The organism is Mucilaginibacter antarcticus, from assembly GCF_042686155.1.
In the GTDB taxonomy this organism is placed as follows: domain Bacteria; phylum Bacteroidota; class Bacteroidia; order Sphingobacteriales; family Sphingobacteriaceae; genus Mucilaginibacter; species Mucilaginibacter antarcticus.
Window position 1 is genome coordinate 1 of the sequence record NZ_JBHUON010000008.1, and the last position, 18080, is coordinate 18080.

At 44.6% G+C, this 18080-nt stretch carries 12 protein-coding genes; 6 read left to right on the forward strand and 6 right to left on the reverse strand.

Annotated features, from left to right (window positions below):
- Positions 1 to 128: 128 nt before the first annotated feature.
- Entirely contained in the window at positions 129 to 1703 is a 1575-nt protein-coding gene (locus ACFSYC_RS08400) for a trypsin-like peptidase domain-containing protein (protein WP_377125658.1), read from the reverse strand.
- A gap of 190 nt (positions 1704 to 1893) precedes the next feature.
- Here ACFSYC_RS08400 and dapF point away from each other — a divergent pair, with 190 nt between their 5' ends.
- From dapF to ACFSYC_RS08425, 5 genes are all read left to right on the forward strand, one after another.
- Complete coding sequence (gene dapF, locus ACFSYC_RS08405) at positions 1894 to 2679, forward strand: diaminopimelate epimerase (RefSeq protein WP_377125661.1); 786 nt, start codon at positions 1894 to 1896, stop codon at positions 2677 to 2679.
- A 117-nt stretch (positions 2680 to 2796) separates the two neighbouring features.
- The gene (locus tag ACFSYC_RS08410) at positions 2797 to 5688 is read left to right on the forward strand and encodes a DEAD/DEAH box helicase (RefSeq protein ID WP_377125664.1); all 2892 of its coding nucleotides are present in this window, start codon (positions 2797 to 2799) and stop codon (positions 5686 to 5688) included.
- Positions 5689 to 5800: 112 nt separating this feature from the next.
- The gene (locus ACFSYC_RS08415) at positions 5801 to 7255 is read left to right on the forward strand and encodes an SDR family oxidoreductase (RefSeq protein WP_377125667.1); all 1455 of its coding nucleotides are present in this window, start codon (positions 5801 to 5803) and stop codon (positions 7253 to 7255) included.
- Positions 7252 to 8196, forward strand: a complete 945-nt coding sequence (locus ACFSYC_RS08420) for a TIGR01777 family oxidoreductase (RefSeq protein WP_377125670.1) — start codon at positions 7252 to 7254, stop codon at positions 8194 to 8196. The genes ACFSYC_RS08415 and ACFSYC_RS08420 overlap by 4 nt, the downstream gene beginning before the upstream one ends.
- 35 nt (positions 8197 to 8231) lie before the next feature.
- On the forward strand, positions 8232 to 9539 hold the full coding sequence (locus tag ACFSYC_RS08425) for a cryptochrome/photolyase family protein (protein ID WP_377125673.1): 1308 nt from the start codon (positions 8232 to 8234) through the stop codon (positions 9537 to 9539).
- A gap of 13 nt (positions 9540 to 9552) precedes the next feature.
- Here ACFSYC_RS08425 and ACFSYC_RS08430 read toward each other — a convergent pair whose 3' ends face one another.
- The 4 genes from ACFSYC_RS08430 to ggt all read right to left on the reverse strand — a co-directional run bounded on the left by ACFSYC_RS08430 (position 9553) and on the right by ggt (position 13363).
- Complete coding sequence (locus tag ACFSYC_RS08430) at positions 9553 to 10473, reverse strand: FKBP-type peptidyl-prolyl cis-trans isomerase (RefSeq protein WP_377125676.1); 921 nt, start codon at positions 10471 to 10473, stop codon at positions 9553 to 9555.
- A gap of 82 nt (positions 10474 to 10555) precedes the next feature.
- On the reverse strand, positions 10556 to 11092 hold the full coding sequence (locus ACFSYC_RS08435; protein ID WP_377125679.1) for an FKBP-type peptidyl-prolyl cis-trans isomerase: 537 nt from the start codon (positions 11090 to 11092) through the stop codon (positions 10556 to 10558).
- 87 nt (positions 11093 to 11179) lie between these two features.
- Positions 11180 to 11626, reverse strand: a complete 447-nt coding sequence (locus tag ACFSYC_RS08440) for a MarR family winged helix-turn-helix transcriptional regulator (RefSeq protein ID WP_377126014.1) — start codon at positions 11624 to 11626, stop codon at positions 11180 to 11182.
- Between the two features lie 60 nt (positions 11627 to 11686).
- Positions 11687 to 13363: a gamma-glutamyltransferase gene (gene ggt, locus ACFSYC_RS08445; RefSeq protein ID WP_377126017.1), complete on the reverse strand. Its 1677-nt coding sequence runs from the start codon at positions 13361 to 13363 to the stop codon at positions 11687 to 11689.
- Positions 13364 to 13479: 116 nt separating this feature from the next.
- Between ggt and ACFSYC_RS08450 the strand changes: the two genes are divergently transcribed.
- Entirely contained in the window at positions 13480 to 13977 is a 498-nt protein-coding gene (locus tag ACFSYC_RS08450; protein WP_377125682.1) for a hypothetical protein, read from the forward strand.
- A gap of 100 nt (positions 13978 to 14077) precedes the next feature.
- Here the strand turns inward: ACFSYC_RS08450 and ACFSYC_RS08455 are convergent, their stop codons facing one another.
- Positions 14078 to 17821 (reverse strand): S8 family serine peptidase, encoded by a 3744-nt coding sequence (locus tag ACFSYC_RS08455; protein ID WP_377125684.1) that lies wholly within the window; start codon positions 17819 to 17821, stop codon positions 14078 to 14080.
- Positions 17822 to 18080 lie beyond the last annotated feature (259 nt).

The window sequence follows — 18080 nt, forward strand, 5'->3', positions numbered from 1 at the left end:
ACAAGATAAATATTTGATATTCAGATATCTATATCAAATAAAACCAAATCCTTCAAAACAAAAAAGTCGGAAGATTAATCTTCCGACCATGACTGGCAATGAGCCGGCTTTTTGCGTTTAAATTAATCTTATCTGGTTAACTGAAACCTGTTGTTAAAAGCTACCCCATCGGCATCACGGCCACTGATAAGTATTTGGCCATCTCTGATGCTGCTCATCGCTTTATCAACGTCTTGGATAGAGTTAATAGGTTGTCTGTTTATGCTCGTGATCACTGAACCTACTGACATTTCCAAATCGGCAAACATACCACCGGGGCGTATCTGGGTAACCTTAACACCACTGTTTACACGTAGCTGTGCTTTCTCTGTTGTAGTAAGCGGAGTGAAACTTGCGCCTAACTTGTTGTATAGCTCAGCTGTAGACTTTGTACTGGGAGCTGCGCGCACTTCTTCCGCATCAGCTTTAAGGGTAATGGTAAAGTTTTTCTCTGCACCGTCACGTAAAACACTTACTTTGATCTTATCGCCAGGTTGTAAACGACCAACACGCTCTTGTAAGTCTGACGACTCAAACACCGGCTTGCCTTCTACTTTGCTTATAACGTCGCCCTTAAGCAAACCTGCCTGTTCGCCCCCACTGCCTTTTAATACTTCGTTAACATATAAGCCCGAATTAGCTTTGATGTTTAATTGCTCGGCAGCATCAGGGTTAAGCTCGCGGAATGATACACCTATATAACCGCGTTTAACCGCACCATACTTCTGTATATCATTTAACACTTTGCGGGCAAGGTTCATCGGTATAGCAAAACCATAACCTTCGTAAGAGCCGGTGTGCGAAGCTATGGCAGAGTTAATGCCTATTAATTCGCCGGCAGTATTTACCAATGCGCCGCCGCTGTTACCCGGGTTGATAGCAGCATCGGTTTGTATAAAAGACTCAATCCCTTTACTTACACGTGCCTGTTCTGGCTGCGCTTGTCTGCGCATACGGCCCCCAAACGGATTAGCATTTTGTTCATCGTCTTCGCCACCTTCTGATCTGCCCAATATACCAATGCCACGGCCCTTAGCACTCACAATACCCGCGGTAACTGTTGATGTTAAGTTAAAAGGGTTACCAACTGCCAACACCCACTCGCCCACCCTAACATCGTCAGAGTTGCCCATTTTTATAACGGGCAGATTACTGCCTTCAATTTTTATCAGGGCCAGGTCTGTATTTGGATCTGTACCAATTACTTTAGCCTTAAACTGGCGGTGATCATTTAGCGTGATTTCGATTTTATCGGCCTTAGCTACCACGTGGTTATTGGTTACAATATATCCATCAGGCGAAATAATAACACCCGATCCTGATGCCATTTGCGGCTGGGCCTGGCGCTGTTGCCCACGCTGGCCAAAAAACTCTTCCATCAATCGCTGCGCCTGGCTTTGTTCAGAACTCACACTCGCTGACGCATTGTAAGTGGTACGTATAAATACAACGGCTGGTGTTACCGCCGCCGCCGCTTGTGTAAAATCAAGCTGGCCTGCCGATGACATAATAGCAGGTGCCATTTTGTTGTTTGCAAAGTAAACTTCCTGCTTCTCATCAAGGCTCATGTTGCTGGCATACTTGTTTTCAACCAGTTTGTAGGTACCCAGCGCCATGGCGCCACCTACAATTGCTGTTAGTAAGGTTAAACCTATCTTTTTCATATTACTTTTAGATTATTTAATCTCTTGAGTTTATAACTACTTTTGCTATTCAAATTTAATACCATTAAGACGGTATAAGCAACAATAAGTTATTGTAAGTTATGTTAAAAAATGTTAAAATTAAACATACGGGCGTCGGGGATGTTTGGCCGACCAATTGCCTTATTACTGTTACAAATAATAAAACATCGTGAAATTGCATTTTTATAAATATCAGGGAGCCGGCAACGACTTTATTTTAGTTGACAACCGCCAAAAGATTGTTAATCACCACAATGCACAGCTACTAGCGCAATTATGCGACCGCCGTTTTGGTATTGGTGGCGATGGTATTATGTTTTTGCAGGCTAAAGAAGGGTATGATTTTGAGATGGTTTACTATAATGCCGACGGCCAACCAAGCAGCATGTGCGGCAACGGCGGGCGCTGTATTGTAGCCTTTGCAAGATTTCTTGGTGTAACTGGCCAGGAGACTGAATTCCTGGCAGTTGACGGCCCGCACCATGCCAAAATTTCAGAAACTGGCGATTGGGTGAGCCTGCAAATGATAGATGTAGATACTATTCATAAAGACGCTGATGCTTACGTATTAAACACCGGCTCGCCGCACTATGTGGCTTTTGCAGATAATTTGCAGGATAAAAATGTGTTTGCTGATGGTCATGCTATCCGTAACAACGACACTTATAGAGCTAACGGCATCAACGTAAACTTTGTCGAACCACACCGCGAAGGATACTTTGTGCGCACTTTTGAACGCGGTGTAGAAGATGAGACTTATGCCTGCGGCACCGGAGTAACGGCCGTAGCCTTAGCCATGGCCAAACATTACAACAAAACCGGCAGCATTGAAACACCTATAAAAGTATTAGGCGGCGATTTGAATATCCGATTTAACTATGATGGTAATGCCTTTACCGATATCTTTTTGGAAGGGCCTGCTAAGTTGGTGTTTGAGGGAGATCTGGAGATTTAAGCTTTCACCTCTATTGTTAATAATTATTTAACGTCATACGTTTTTTATTAAGACAAATTCTGTTTACGTTTGAATTTTTTCTCGTCCTAGCTTCTCTTATATTTTCTTCAGAAGCTTATGTTACGCGTTGATAGTTCAAAACCTTGCCAAGTAATATACTCAATTGCCCGGCACGAGTATCTGGGCTATGTTATTGAGCCACACGTAGTACAGCTAAATCCAAATGGCGAATTTTCGCTAACCCACCAACGTCTTTTTTCAAATACAGCTACCGAGTTTGCACCCTGCATAGATGAAACAGACATCAAACTCATCAAACTATTAGAGGAAATTGAGCAGGGCCATGTCATTAAAAAGTTTCATAAAAAGGCTATCCGTCCTTCGGAGTTTTTCTCGAAGATATTTAATGATCAGCTTTTTGAAGTCATACGCCCTAAAATTGAGAAGCGCATGGCAGACGCGCTTAACTTGCTTGATAATAAACAGATATACCTCATGAGCAAGGAGGGCTATCCCGCGGAGCGGAAGTTAAAGATAGCCGACAAAATAACGACTGTACTCTTTCACTTTAGGCGCGACGCAGAGGAGATTCGCTACTTCCCTACCCTTAAATACCAGGGCATGCGGATCGAGTTTATGTTTAAAAATGCCGAGATCATTTGCAACCACCCCGCCTGGATGTTAATGGACGATACCCTTTATTATTTCGACAAAGAGATTGAGGGCAAAAAACTGCTTCCGTTTTTAAACAAAAGGTACATCGCCGTCCCACGATCGACAGAAAGACCATACTTTGAGAAATTTGTCGCCCCACTGATAGAAAAGCACAACGTTTACGCCGAAGGTTTTACTATAGATACCGAAAAACATGAGGCTACCCCTGTGTTGAAACCCATTTATGTTGAGGGAGGCACCTCGCAGCTGCAGTTGTACTTTAAATACGCCGGTTACATTTTCCCTTACGGGGATGGCCGGCATATTTCTGTACGGATGGATGTAGATGGCGATAACTACACGTTTCACCGCATAAAACGCTCTGTAACCTGGGAAAAAAACAAGTTGACGCAATTAGAGGGATTGGGCTTGCAGACTGCGTCATCCTTATTCCAAAATTTGGAGGTGATACATCACGATGACGACACCAACCAGTCGCATTCTATATTTGAATGGCTCAATCAGCACCACGATCAGCTACTTGCCCAGGGCTTCGAAATTGAACAACCCGAAGGACAGAAACGCTATGTTTTTGGCACCAGCAAAATAGACCTTGAGGTGAGTGAAGATAACGACTGGTTCGACATTAATGCCTTTGTCTATTTTGGGCCATACCGCATACCGTTTATCCAGCTAAAGAATCATATCCTTAACCATAAAAAGGAGTTCACCCTGCCGTCTGGCGAAGTAGCTATTATACCTGAGCAGTGGTTTGCGCAATACGGTAACCTGCTACACTTTAGCGAGGGTGGCGACCAGATCAAACTTCGCCGCCATCACCTGGGCCTGGTTAACGACCTTGCCGGCGAAATGGCCGAGGTTACCATGACGCGCAAGCTGCAAAAGCTAATGGACTTCGAACAACTGGACGAGGTGGCTGCCCCAGAGAACTTTGCAGGCAGCCTGCGGCCTTATCAGCAGGCGGGTTACAACTGGTTCCACTTTTTAAAGAACTTCCATTTTGGTGGTTGTTTGGCCGATGATATGGGTTTGGGTAAAACCATACAGACACTATCGCTACTGCAAAAACACAAAGAAGATACCGAGGCCACCGGCGCAAAAGCCACATCGTTGGTGATTATGCCAACATCGTTGATTTATAACTGGCTTAACGAGGCAAAAAAGTTTGCACCACAATTAAGGCTAATGGTGCATACCGGCACATTCCGTTATAAGTCTGCAGAGGTTTTCAAAAATTACGATGTGGTCATTACCACGTATGGCATCAGCCGCATAGATATAGAATTACTTAAAGGCTACTATTTTGATTATGTAATACTGGATGAAAGCCAGAATATTAAAAATCCATCATCTAAATCATTCCAGGCGGTTAAGCAGCTAAAGTCCAGATTTAAGCTGATACTGAGCGGTACACCGGTAGAAAATTCGGTGAATGACCTTTGGACACAGATGTCGTTCATCAATCCCGGCTTGTTAGGTACCCAGCAATATTTCATGAATGAGTTTGTAACGCCTATTGAGAAAAAGAAGGACGAAGAAAAGGCCCGCAAACTACAGGCATTGATAAAACCCTTCGTGCTTCGCCGTACCAAAGAACAGGTAGCAACTGAACTACCGCCGAAAACCGAAAACTTGTTTTACTGCCAAATGAGCGAAGAACAGGCATCTGTTTACGAAGAGGTAAAATCAGAATACCGCAACGAGTTGTTAAAAAGCCTGGAAGACGGCACATTTGCCAAAACGCAGATACAGGTATTGCAGGGGCTTACTAAGCTACGCCAGATAGCCAACCACCCCTACATGATAGACCAAGACTATGAAGGCGACTCGGGTAAATTTGAAAACGTTACGCATACGCTTAATACTGTATTAGAAGGTGGGCATAAAGTGCTGATATTCTCGCAGTTTGTAAAGCAGTTAAGCATATACCGCAAACACTTTGACGAGAAGCGCATACCCTATGTATACCTTGACGGCGCTACCCAAAACCGGGGCGATGTGGTGAAGCAATTTCAGGAAGATAAAAACACCCGTGTGTTTTTAATCTCCATAAAAGCCGGTGGGGTGGGCCTTAACCTTACCGAAGCGGATTACGTTTTCATACTTGACCCATGGTGGAACCCGGCCGTTGAGCAACAGGCTATTGACCGTACGCACCGCATCGGCCAAACCAAAAACGTATTTATCTATAAGTTTATCACCAAAGACACCGTCGAAGAAAAGATCCTGGCTTTGCAACAACGCAAGCTCAGCATGTCCCGCGCGTTGATCACTACCGAGGATAGTTTTATTAAGTCTCTGTCGGCGGACGATATCAGAGAAATATTGGGGTAATGTGGACGCCTGAACAGACGCTGTGTTCGCAACTGAAAACATTTAGAGTTGCAGGTTGTATAACCTTCATCTCAAATTAAAACACCCTACCCTTGTTTTATGTTACTCCTGCATGAAAGTACTTCTTGCAGGCGCTAACGGCTACATCGGCACACGGCTCATCCCGGTTTTGCTGGAGAAAGATCATGATCTGGTGTGCCTGGTGCGTGACAAGCGGCGCTTTGATTCACAGAGTGATTTCAGCGACAAGGTAAGCCTGATAAAAGGGGATTTGCTGAAAGAAACCACGATCGACGCTTTTCCGAAAGATATTGATGTGGCGTATTACCTGGTGCATTCTATGTCGCAGGATAAAAACTTTGCTGAGTTGGAAGCAAAATCTGCAGAAAACTTTGTGAAGCAGTTGGACAAAACCCATTGCAAGCAGGTTATCTTTTTGAGTGGTATCACTAATGACGATAAGCTTTCAGAACACTTAAAATCGCGCCGGCATGTAGAGGATGTGTTGCGCGAGGCCAAGGCAGAGCTTACCGTTTTGCGGGCGGCTATTGTTATTGGCTCAGGCAGTTCATCGTTCGAAATCATACGAGACCTTACCGAAAAGCTGCCTGTCATGACGGTTCCTCGCTGGGTGCACACCAAGTGTCAGCCAATCGCTATCCGCGATGTATTGGGCTACCTTGAAGGCGTAATGGATAACAAAAAAGCCATAGGTAAAACCTTTGATGTTGGTGGGCCTGATGTTTTGAGCTTTAAAGATATGATGTTGGGGTATGCCAAAGCGCGTAAGCTAAAAAGACGGTTTATTACAATACCGTTCTTGTCGCCTAAATTGTCATCCTATTGGCTATACTTCATTACCTCGGTAAGTTATTCGCTGGCTCAGAGCTTGGTTGATAGCATGAAGAACGAGACCATCATGAAAAACCATGACATTGATGCTGTTGTTAAACGTAAATGCCTTACCTACAAAGAAGCGCTTGAATTGGCTTTTGAAAAAATTGAGCAAAACTCTATTGTATCCAGCTGGCGCGATGCCTTGAACAACGGCTACCTCACATCTGATTTTATGGACCAGATAAAAGTGCCGCAACATGGCACTGTGAATTATAAGGTAAGTACCGACATTGATAGCGATACTAAGGAAGTGTGGGACAATATTATGGCTATCGGCGGTGCCCGTGGCTGGTACTATTGGGACTGGATATGGCGCATTCGCGGGTCTATTGACCGCATAGTGGGCGGCGTTGGCTTACGCAGAGGGCGTACCAGCAATATCACCATATCTAACGGCGATGTAATTGATTTTTGGAGGGTGTTATTGGTTGATAAACCTTGCAAGCGCCTGTTACTATATGCCGAAATGAAATTACCGGGCGAGGCCTGGCTGGAGTTTAAAATAACCGAAGAAAAAGGTGAGAAAAAGCTAAGCCAAATTGCTACTTTCAGGCCCAATGGCTTATGGGGACGTTTATACTGGTACACCATGTTTCCGTTCCATTTATTTATATTTAAGGGGATGGCTTTGCAAATTGTAAACTTTAAAATACTACCTGCTAAAAAATGAGCAAGCATATATTATTAACGGGCGGCACAGGTTTAATAGGTCGTAAACTTACCGAAGCCCTATTAAGCAAGGGCTACCAGGTTAACCATCTAAGCCGCAGCCCCGGCAAACACCCGGGTGTAAGTACTTTTTTGTGGGATGTTAACAAAAACCAGATAGACGATAAAGCACTTAACGGCGTAGATACCGTTATACACCTTGCGGGCGCCAATGTGGCCGAAGGGCGCTGGTCGCAAAAACGTAAAGAGGAGATCATTAAAAGCCGGACTAAATCCATCGCCCTCATTTATAATACCTTAAAAAATCGCGCTCACAAGGTAAAAACAGTGATTTCAGCATCGGGCACGGGCTATTATGGCGACCGTGCCGACCAGCTGCTTCCTGAAGACAGCGCGCCGGGCACAGATTTTTTGGCCAACGTTTGCCTGCAATGGGAGCACGCCGTTGATGCCGGCGAAAGCTTTGGCCTGCGCATTGCAAAACTACGCACAGGCGTAGTGCTTGATGCCAACGGGGGCGCACTAGTGAAAATAGCCGGCCCTGTTAAGTGGGGCGTGGGCGCCCCCCTGGGCAGCGGCAAACAATGGATGCCATGGATCCATGAGCAGGATGTTATTGACATGTACGTTTACGCGGTAGATAATGACACTATTAGCGGCGACTACAACATGGTTGCCCCACAGCCTGTCACTAATAAACAGCTCACCCAAGCTATAGCTAAAGTGTTACACCGCCCCCTGTGGTTGCCTGCCATACCTGCCTTCGCGCTTGAACTTGCACTTGGTGAAATGAGCGCCATGGTATTAAACAGCACAAAAGTATCGGCACAAAAAATTGAAGATGCCGGGTTCAAGTTTAGTTACCCTACATTGGTCTGGGCGTTAACAGGTATTTACAGCCCAAACCAAACCTTCCCCGGTGGGAGTCTTAAACAAACATAATGCAGTCTGTCTTACCGCAGAGATTAGAGAGCTGAATGAATAATAAAACAACCATCTTCTGGTTCAGGCGCGATTTGCGATTGGATGATAACGCGGGGCTATACCGAGCTTTAAAAAGCGACAACCCCGTATTGTGTCTTTTCATTTTCGACCCGGCGATACTTGACCAATTGGATGACAAGCAAGACGCCCGCGTGACCTTTATTTATGATACTACAAAAAATCTGCAACAGGAGCTGGAAAAGCATAACAGCAGCTTGTTGGTATTGTACAGTACGGTTGAGATGGCCTGGCAGCAAGTTTTAAAAGATTACGATGTTGCAGCCGTATATACCAATCATGATTATGAGCCTTATGCAAAAAAACGCGATGAAGCTGTGGCCGAACTTCTAACAAGACACGGTATCAGCTTTAATACTTTTAAAGATCAGGTAATTTTCGAGAGAGCCGAAATAACTAAAGATGATGGCAAACCCTATACTGTTTTTACACCATACAGCAGAAAATGGAAACAAAAGCTGAACGATTTTTATCTTAAATCATACCCCACCAGGATATATTTGAAGCACCTGCTTAAAACGGCTCCGTTACCTATGCCTACCCTACAAGACATCGGATTTAAACGAAGCCTACAAACTATTCCCGATAAAAATTACGAACCCTATATTATTGACTACGCTGCAAAGCGCGACTATCCGGCTATAAAAGGCACGACACGCATAGGTATCCACTTGCGTTTTGGCACCGTGAGTATCCGCAAGGCGGCCACTTATGCGAGTGAGGTGCACGAGAAAACTTGGCTCAATGAACTGATATGGCGGGAGTTTTATATGATGATCCTGCACCATTTTCCGCAGACGCAAGATCATGCCTTTCGCCCCGAATATGACCGTATCAAATGGATCAATAACGAGAAGCATTTTGAAGCCTGGTGCCAGGGCAAGACCGGTTACCCGCTGGTTGATGCCGGCATGCGTGAGCTAAATGCGACCGGCTTTATGCATAATCGCGTACGTATGTTAACAGCCAGTTTTTTAAGTAAGCATCTGCTGATAGACTGGCGCTGGGGCGAACGTTACTTTGCCTCTAAATTGTTAGATTATGAAATGGCCAGCAATGTTGGCGGCTGGCAATGGGCAGCGGGCTCGGGCACAGACGCGGCGCCATATTTCCGGATATTTAGTCCGGACGCGCAGACTAAACGCTTTGACCTCAAAATGGAGTACATAAAAAAATGGGTTCCTGAGTATGCTGACTTCAGCAAGTATCCAAAACCCATTGTAGATCACGCCTTTGCGCGCGACCGTTGTTTGAGCGCTTTTAAAGAAGCTTTGAGTAAATAAATATAGCCAATTATTAGTTAACGGCTATTACCTGCACTTCAAACCTGATAATGCTGTTTGCAGGTATAGCCCCATTTGCAACCTTGCCATAAGCTTTTGCCGATGGTATAATAAAAGTAATTAAAGAACCTGCCGTGGCATGTTTCTTTAAACCCGCACGTACACCTGCAATTAAACTCGGTATTTCAAGCACTGTACCGCCCGCATTGTTATATTGGTCTACAATAGTACCATTAAGCAATCTGGCGGTGTAGGTAACGCTTATAGTGCTATTTTCTGTAATAGGCACCGTACCGGTTCCGGGGGTGCGTATGTTATAAAAGTAGCCATCGGGGTCTTCAAATACTGACGAACCCAGGTTACTGTTGGCAATAAATTTCTGTATGGCAATTTTATCATGCTGCGCCTGATTATCAACAACATGGATATACAGATCAAGACTCTGGTTTCCTGCTATACGGCCTGCAGAAACCGAGCTACTGCCTGAACCTGCACCGGCAACCCCATAATCCAAACGCGACGGAATAATTACCCGTATACTGCCGCCTTTGCGTTTTAACAGATCATGCACAGCTCGTTGCACACCTATAACGCCAAAACCGAGCGGAAAGCCAGTATTGGCAATCTGCCCAGCAAAACCCTGGTAATGATTAGCTACGGTATCTGTCGACGCATATTTTCCGTCTATACTTTGTACAGTGTAAACTATAGCAACATTATCAGAATATTCAATCGGCGCCCCTATGCCCGGCGAGATAGTTTTGTAAAACATCCCGCTTGTATCGCGCGTTAAACCACTTACCCCATTAACTGTCATGTATGTCTGTATCTGCTCATCATCATACTCATTTAGTGTAAGCTCGTTTTTGTCTTTACGACATGATGCCAGGGCAATTACTGTAAAAAATAAAAATGTAAAAGTGGTTTGTTTCATTTTGTAATATATATTTAGCATAAGCTGCTATTGCAACTTTTACGCTTTAAAAGCTTATTTATTTCATCCCTAACGGGATAGTTTAATTTTTTATATCAAATAGCTCAATCTCAAAATCAAGCACCGCGTTTGCCGGTAACCCGTTTTTAAAATCAAACGCTAAGCCTAATTGTGGCTGCGCAGCCGGCCCATAAGCATAACGCGATGGTACCAGTAATCTTACAACGCCTCCGCGTTTAGCTTTCGGGATACCTAATTGCCAACCCAGTATAATGGTCTGCAAAGCAACCTCGGGATGAAAATCATTTGTTTGTGCAAACAGCTTTCCTGTGGTTAATAACCTGCCCGTGTAACCTATTACCACCCTGGTTGATCTGGTAAACAAATCATTACCGCTGCCCGGAGTAACCGTAACGTAATAAACACCAGAGGTATCTATTTTCGTTGCCTTCAAAGTTGGATTAGCCGCCAGGTAGTCGGCTACTATTTTATCATCTATAACTTTTTGCGCATTGTAAGCCGCCACCCCACTGTCGTTTGACTTGCCACAACCAGCTACAAAACAAGCTAAAAACAATATAATTAATGCCGCCTTATTCATATCACTTCCAAAGGGCAAATTTATTCTTTTATAATTCAAAAACAGCAGCTTAACATTTTTTAACACTTTAAAAAACGAAGGGTTAATTAACAAGGGCTTTATAGACTATTTATCAGGGGTTTCGGGCTTGTAATTTAGCGTTAGCTGATTGATTTTTTTTAGCATATCAATCAGGTACTGCTTATCAGCCTCATTAATATGGGCGTTAAGATAATTATTAAACTCTTTTACCACAGCGCGTGCCTGTTGGCGCTTTTCTTTACCTAATGTGGTTAAGTATATTTTTACAGATCGCTTATCTCCCTGGTTTGATTCGCGGTATATCAGTCCGGTTTCTTCCAACTGATTGAGCATACGGGACAAACTGGTTGATTTTAGCCCCAACAAAGCGGCAGCTTGCGACACTGTTGTACCCTCAGTCTCGTCGATATTAATAAGCAGATAGCCGATGGATTGCGTGATGCCAAAATCAGTTACCAGGGCGTTATAGCGGTTTGCAACGGTTTGCCACACTATTTTTAAAAAATAGTCAACGGTTTCCTGATGTTTTATGTGCGATGGCATATTAAAAACTAAAAAGTTCTACTACGCAAGTATACAAATTTTACGACACTACCAACCCATTGCGGCGTCATCACCGCGGGGGTCGGCACCGCCGCTATAGCCCTTCCCGGTTTTTAAAATAGCATCCACCCGTCCAATAACGCTGTTATCTTTTATCAGGTAACCTTTCTTTTCCAATTTAATCCGGGTATCGGTACTTAGGGCGCCCCGCTCGCTATCTACCTGTTCTGGCAGCCATTGGTGATGAAAACGTTTGGCGCTAACCGCTTGCTGTACCTCCATATCAAACTCTATAACGTTTAGTATAGTCTGATAAACCGATGTTATGATGGTTGATCCGCCCGGTGTACCTACCACCATAAACAGCTTGCCGTTTTTAGCAACAATAGTTGGCGTCATAGACGATAACATGCGTTTACCCGGCTGTATGCTATTGGCTTTGCCGCCGATTAGGCCGTACATATTAGGTATGCCCGGTTTTGAACTAAAGTCATCCATTTCGTTATTTAGTAAAAAGCCCCCACCGCCGACAAATATTTTTGAACCATAGCTACCGTTTAATGTAGTGGTAATAGCAACGGCGTTGCCCGCTTTGTCTACTATAGAAAAGTGTGTGGTTTGGTCGCTTTCATAACCTTTAAAAATACCTGGCTGTATGCTGCTGCTTGGCGTAGCGGTATCCCAACTAAAATTGCTCATACGTTTTTTTATGTATGTGGTTTGCAATAAGCTATCAACCGGCACTTTATAAAAATCAGGGTCGCCAAGATATTTAGAACGGTCAGCATATACCCTGCGCTCAGCCTCAACCATTAATTGCACGGTCGAATCAGCGTTAAATCCCCACCTGCGTAGCGGATATTTCTCTACCGACTTTAAAAGCTGCATCAATGCTATGCCACCACTTGATGGTGGCGGCATGGTGATAATAGTATAGTCTTTATACCTTCCGGTTATAGGTTTGCGCCATATAGAATGGTAGCTGGCAAGGTCGGCTTTTGATATTAGCCCATTTCCCGTCTTCATTTCGGCAACTATCGCGTCGGCAGTTTTACCAGCATAAAAGCCTGCACGGCCCTTGTCTCGTATTAGTTGAAGCGTTTTAGCCAGGTCTGCCTGCACCAATATATCACCGGCAACCCAGTTTGTGGCCTTAAGCAAGTAATTTTTACCGGGATTGCTCTTAATAAATGTGTTACGGGTGCTGTTTAGTTCGTTAGCCAACCTATCTGTCACTTTAAACCCATTGGCTGCAAGGTTTATAGCAGGCTGTACCAGGGTGGCCCAGGGTAACTTGCCAAATTTTTTATGCGCCGACACCATACCGTCTACCGATCCGGGCACGCCCGAAGCCGCGGGGGTGGCAAGGCTCATATTGTTAATGATATTGCCGGCGGCATCTAAATACATATTGGCAGAAGAAGCACTTGGTGCTTTCTCTCTAAAATCAAGCGTACCGGTAAGCCCGGTTGCCGCCCTGTAAACCATAAAGCCACCACCCCCAATATTGCCCGCAGACGGATGCACGACAGCCAGCGCAAACTGTACTGCTACGGCAGCATCTACCGCGTTGCCGCCTTTCTTCAAGATGTCTAGGCCAACCTTGCTGGCATCCGGGTAAGCGCAAACCACCATTCCGTTTTGGTAGCTTTTGCCGGGTATTTGGGCAGGTAAAGAATGGGTTAATACAACGCCAATCAACAGAAAAACAAACCTTTTTTGCATACTCATCAATATCGTTAACAAGTAACTAAGCTAAAAAATATCAGCTTCATTTTATCAAACTCCGGCGGCAAATCTTTGTTAATAGCATAATTAAGATATCACAACGTTATACTATCATGAAAACATCAACTTATAAATTACTTATTACAGCCATTTTGTTTTTAGGTGCTTCGCGATTACAGGCACAGGATTATAAATGGGCGGCCGGCCTAAAGTTTGGCGGTTACGAAAATGGCATCTCGGGAAAGTACTTTATTGACAATGCTACCGCCCTTCAAGGCCTGATAGGTTTTCGTGACCATGGCGTGGTATTTACCGGCTTGTACGAAAATAACCACACCGCTTTTGAAGTGCCTGAGCTTAAATTTTATTACGGTTTTGGGGCGCACATAGGTTCTGCAGGACAGGGCATTTACCGCACATTTAACGGCAGCGACCGCTTTTACGAACGCCCGCAACTACTGTTAGGCTTAGATGGGGTTGTTGGCCTTGAATACCAGATCCCCGAAACACCAATTGCCGTAAGCGTAGACCTTAACCCCCGGATTGAGGTGGCTAAAGGTCCGTTTCTTGACCTGGCACCGGGACTGGGTATTAAGTATACATTTAAGTAATAGGACTACATTTTAGATTTAATAAAGGCTCTCTTTAAAGTAACGAGAGCCTTTATTGCTTTTACGCAAAAGGATATTGGCGAGCTATTGCCAGGCGGTATCAACGCATCACCATAACTTTCTTACTGTAAATTTTACCGCCAAGCGCAACTCTAACCATATAAATACCGGGTGCATAACCGGTTACATTAATAACTGTACTAAAATTGCCTTTAGCTGCATTTTGCGTTTTGCTGTATACCACCGCCCCTTTTGGGTTTACTAATGAAAGCGTTAAAGTGCCGACTGATGGTATTACAAAAGCTACGTTAAGATCATTATTTGCAGGCACCGGGAAAGATATCAAGCCAATTTCATTTTCAGATGTTGGTCTTGGCCCCGCCAGCGAATAAGCATAACTATCAGACAAAGCTATACAGCCTGCTCCGCTGCTTACACCAACCTGGTAATTGCCACTTTGCTGGGCGGTGTAGTTTGGGTTTGTTGCACCCGTAATTGGCTTACCATCAAGGTACCACTGATTACCGTTAGCAAAATTAGATGACAGTACCTTATCCACCTGCGTTACCAATGGTTTTGATAAGGTAATCGCCACCTTAACTGCCGATGCACAACCTGCACTTTTTACATGCATATCATAAAAGTAGTAGTAGTAGCCTTTATAAAATGCAGTATCGGTAGCAGGCGGATCAGGAGTGGCGCCATTACCTGTTATACTAAATATACTACCCAACTTAAAGGGATAGCCACTTACCCCACCATTGTTTCGATACACTGTTACCTTGTCATCAAAAACCGGGGTAATAGTGTATTTGCCTGCCGCCGGTAATGTTAAATTAAGCTGATAAACCCGCCCCTGATCATTCACATCATCCGCTTGCGGGCCTGCTGCCGGGGTTGTACGGGTGGCAGTAGCATTGATAGTTGTGCTTGATACTATTTGTCCGCTGGCATTGGTAACGTTAAAGGTTAATACGCCGGCATTCCCAATATATAATCGCGCGCTTTGTATAACCATGGGCACGGCAGTATAAACGTCTACCCCTGGTGTAAACTGATTATATCCACCTCCGCCAAACACTTTTTTATTAGCCGGGCCTACAGTGCCGGCAAAATCGTTTAACCCGGCGTAAAAAGTATTATTGCTTGGTGCAATAGCTGTAGTTACCGATGATCCGTAAGCCAATGGTATCAGGTCGGTACTGTTTTTATACCAAAACAATGTACCATCGCCTTGGCCCGACAGTAAGTATTGCTTGCTGTTATCGCAATAAAGTGCTGCCAGATTTGCCGGCACCGGCGCAACAAACACAGCTATGTTTTGTACAAATTGATTATTAGCAATTATTGCATCACTTGCCAGGTTGGTTGTTGCGGTGATAGTGTAAGTAGCTCCGGGTACAAAGTTAAACGGTGTAGTCAGCGTAAAGTTATCTTGCTGCAGCGGAGTCAACGCGGGTGTATAAATTTCTGTTATAGTGGTTACTGTATTGTCGGCAGCTTTTATGGTAACGGTTACCAGTACATTGCTTATAGGTGCCCCGCCAAAGTTTTTAACCGTAACAGTTACTAACCCCTCGCCGCTACAAACCCCTGTGATTTGCGGATTGACGATAGCTGCAATACCAGCATCTGTGTTCGACTTTGTGAATTGTACCCGGTAATCCTGGGTTTCGCCTTTGGCATACGTACCGCAGGCTTGTATAGTGGCGGCGTCGCCGGTTTCTGTAAGTACCACGCGCATCAGGCTATAATTACCCGGTGTTACAGTACCCGGCACCGTAATATTTGCTGTCGCGATGCCGGTGCCATTAATTATGGCGGTGGTGGCTACCTCTTCTGTAGCTTCAAAAATACCATTGCTGTTCCAATCAATAAATACCTTAGCCGCTTTGTTAAAGTTTACACCGCAGGTACCAAGCGTTAAACTTAAAGGGTAGGTTCTGCCTTGCTCCAAAATAGCAGTTTGAGCGGTGTAATCGCTATATGAGGTGCAACCCGGCGCCGGTGTATTGTTAATATTAGCCAAGGTTAGGTTGTTTATACGCGAATCGGCAGTTGATGTTGGTGCCGACGCGCAGTAATTAGCACCTCCAATCCCACTAACAATCAGCGAGTAAGCTTGCACGCCGGATTGTAAGGCACCTTTATGGCTCACTGTAATAGTATAAGTCTTACCTGGCGTTGCGTTAGCAATAAAAACTTGCTCAACGTTGTCGCGAATATTGTCACCCCGGGTTGCCGCAACCGATGGATTTAGAACGTCAAGCACCCATGGTAACGATGTGGTTGTACCATCATTTATGCGGATGTCCAGGTCATTAACCAACTTTGGTACACGGCTGTTTATAGTGCCATCAGCAGTAGGGGTGCCTTGTGGGTCTGTCCATACTATCGTGGCCAACAAAGGCCCATCGCCTGACGCTGTAATAGTAAATGTTTGTGTTTGCGCCTGTGTAAGATTATTCTCTTTTACAAGGCTTTTTAAATTGTTATTGGTAATCAGCTCGGTTGCCCTTGGCATATTTAACAAGCCCCACCCATATGTGTAATCGGGCCCGGCGTTACCGCCATCGATAGCGGTATGGCAAGCCAGACCTTTTAAAGTTGCGGCACGCATAAAAGCGCCGTTATTTTTTTGGGCGTAATGTTCCTGTAAAAGCAGTAAGGAACCGGTAACGTTTGGAGCCGAAAACGAAGTGCCGCTTAACGAACTGTAGGCCGTATTATTAGTTATAGCCGTTGAAAGCACATTTACCCCATCGCCAACAACGTCTGGCTTGATCCGCCCATCGTCTGTTGGCCCAAGGCTACTAAAACTGGCTATTTTAACATCGGCCCCGCCTGAGGGGCCATTTGGTATTGCATTTATTGCCCCAACTGTTAAAATATTTTTTGCGGTGCTTGTATTTGGCGTAGTATCGTAGCTGTCGTTACTGCTTATACCAACGGGGCGGGCTCCTTTATTTACAAATGTTGGATTGGTGCGGCTTGCATAACCCCAATAAGTGCTACCCACAGCTGGGCCGGTTAACCCACGGCTATTGCCCGATGAGGCAACTATTAAATAGTAGGGTGCGTTGTACGATATCCTATCCCATGACTGTGCACGAGAGTCATAAAATCCAAAAACGTAGTCGACAGAGTCGCCTGGCAAGCCATACCATTCCCAGCGGGCTTGCGGCGTATTATAATCCCAGCCGGCAAAATCGCCATAGGAGTGGTTAGACAATAATAGTGTTGATGCCGTCCGATTCATTTCGGCTATATCATTATTAAAACTAAATGATAATAATGAGCCCATATTAAATGCCATGCCCTGCGCCTGCGGGTTAACACCCTTTGATATCATTACGCCAGCCACGTGTGTAGCATGATCTGCAATAGCGGCGGTGTCCTTTAGCTGGATGCTTTTACCTGCAAACTCTTGGTGAGCATTATAAACCCAGCCTTCGTCCCATATAGCCAGCCGGTTTACTAAAATATTGCTTGATCCGGTTAAATTTAATCCGGTTGCGCCCCCCGGTTGTACCTGGTTGGTGCCGGTGGTAGCCGCTGCCGGGGTATTGCCAAATGATGTCAAGTATCGTGGAAAGCCTAACTTATCCATTCCCCTCAGTACAGCTAGGCCTCCGTTGCTGTTACGTCGCCTTACCGCCCATCCACGTGCTTTGGCTTGTGACAGCGCCCTTTGGTAGCCCCTAGTATACACAGTATCTGCAATCTGGGCGATATTGTCAAGCTCTTTTTTTTGTTGGGTAGAAACTAACGCTCGTTGTCCAAAAGCGGTAGCAGCACTAATTATCAGGCAGCACAAAATCGCCCCACGGTAAAGTTTACTCATTTATTATATACTGTAGATTTTCAGGATGGTATACCAATACAAGTTTCAACAATTTAGTTGGCTTTGTATAATTTTTTCCCATTAATCAGCCGCACTTCCTGCGCTAACTAAAAGTTATTTAATATTTCTTAGAGCCTGTGTGTTTAAGCCTGTTCATTTTATTCTCAATATTTAATTTTGCAGGAAAATATAATGACTTAAAGTTAAACAACAATTTAACACGGGGCAAACAATTCCCAAATAGGGACATTTATTGCAC

Coding starts and splice junctions, on each gene's coding strand:
- ACFSYC_RS08420 (WP_377125670.1), top strand. CDS start 7,252: ATGAGCAAGCATATATTATTAACGGGCGGCACAGGTTTAATAGGTCGT.
- ACFSYC_RS08455 (WP_377125684.1), bottom strand. CDS start 17,821: ATGAGTAAACTTTACCGTGGGGCGATTTTGTGCTGCCTGATAATTAGT.
- ACFSYC_RS08400 (WP_377125658.1), bottom strand. CDS start 1,703: ATGAAAAAGATAGGTTTAACCTTACTAACAGCAATTGTAGGTGGCGCC.
- ACFSYC_RS08415 (WP_377125667.1), top strand. CDS start 5,801: ATGAAAGTACTTCTTGCAGGCGCTAACGGCTACATCGGCACACGGCTC.
- ACFSYC_RS08425 (WP_377125673.1), top strand. CDS start 8,232: ATGAATAATAAAACAACCATCTTCTGGTTCAGGCGCGATTTGCGATTG.
- ACFSYC_RS08430 (WP_377125676.1), bottom strand. CDS start 10,473: ATGAAACAAACCACTTTTACATTTTTATTTTTTACAGTAATTGCCCTG.
- ACFSYC_RS08410 (WP_377125664.1), top strand. CDS start 2,797: ATGTTACGCGTTGATAGTTCAAAACCTTGCCAAGTAATATACTCAATT.
- ACFSYC_RS08450 (WP_377125682.1), top strand. CDS start 13,480: ATGAAAACATCAACTTATAAATTACTTATTACAGCCATTTTGTTTTTA.
- ggt (WP_377126017.1), bottom strand. CDS start 13,363: ATGCAAAAAAGGTTTGTTTTTCTGTTGATTGGCGTTGTATTAACCCAT.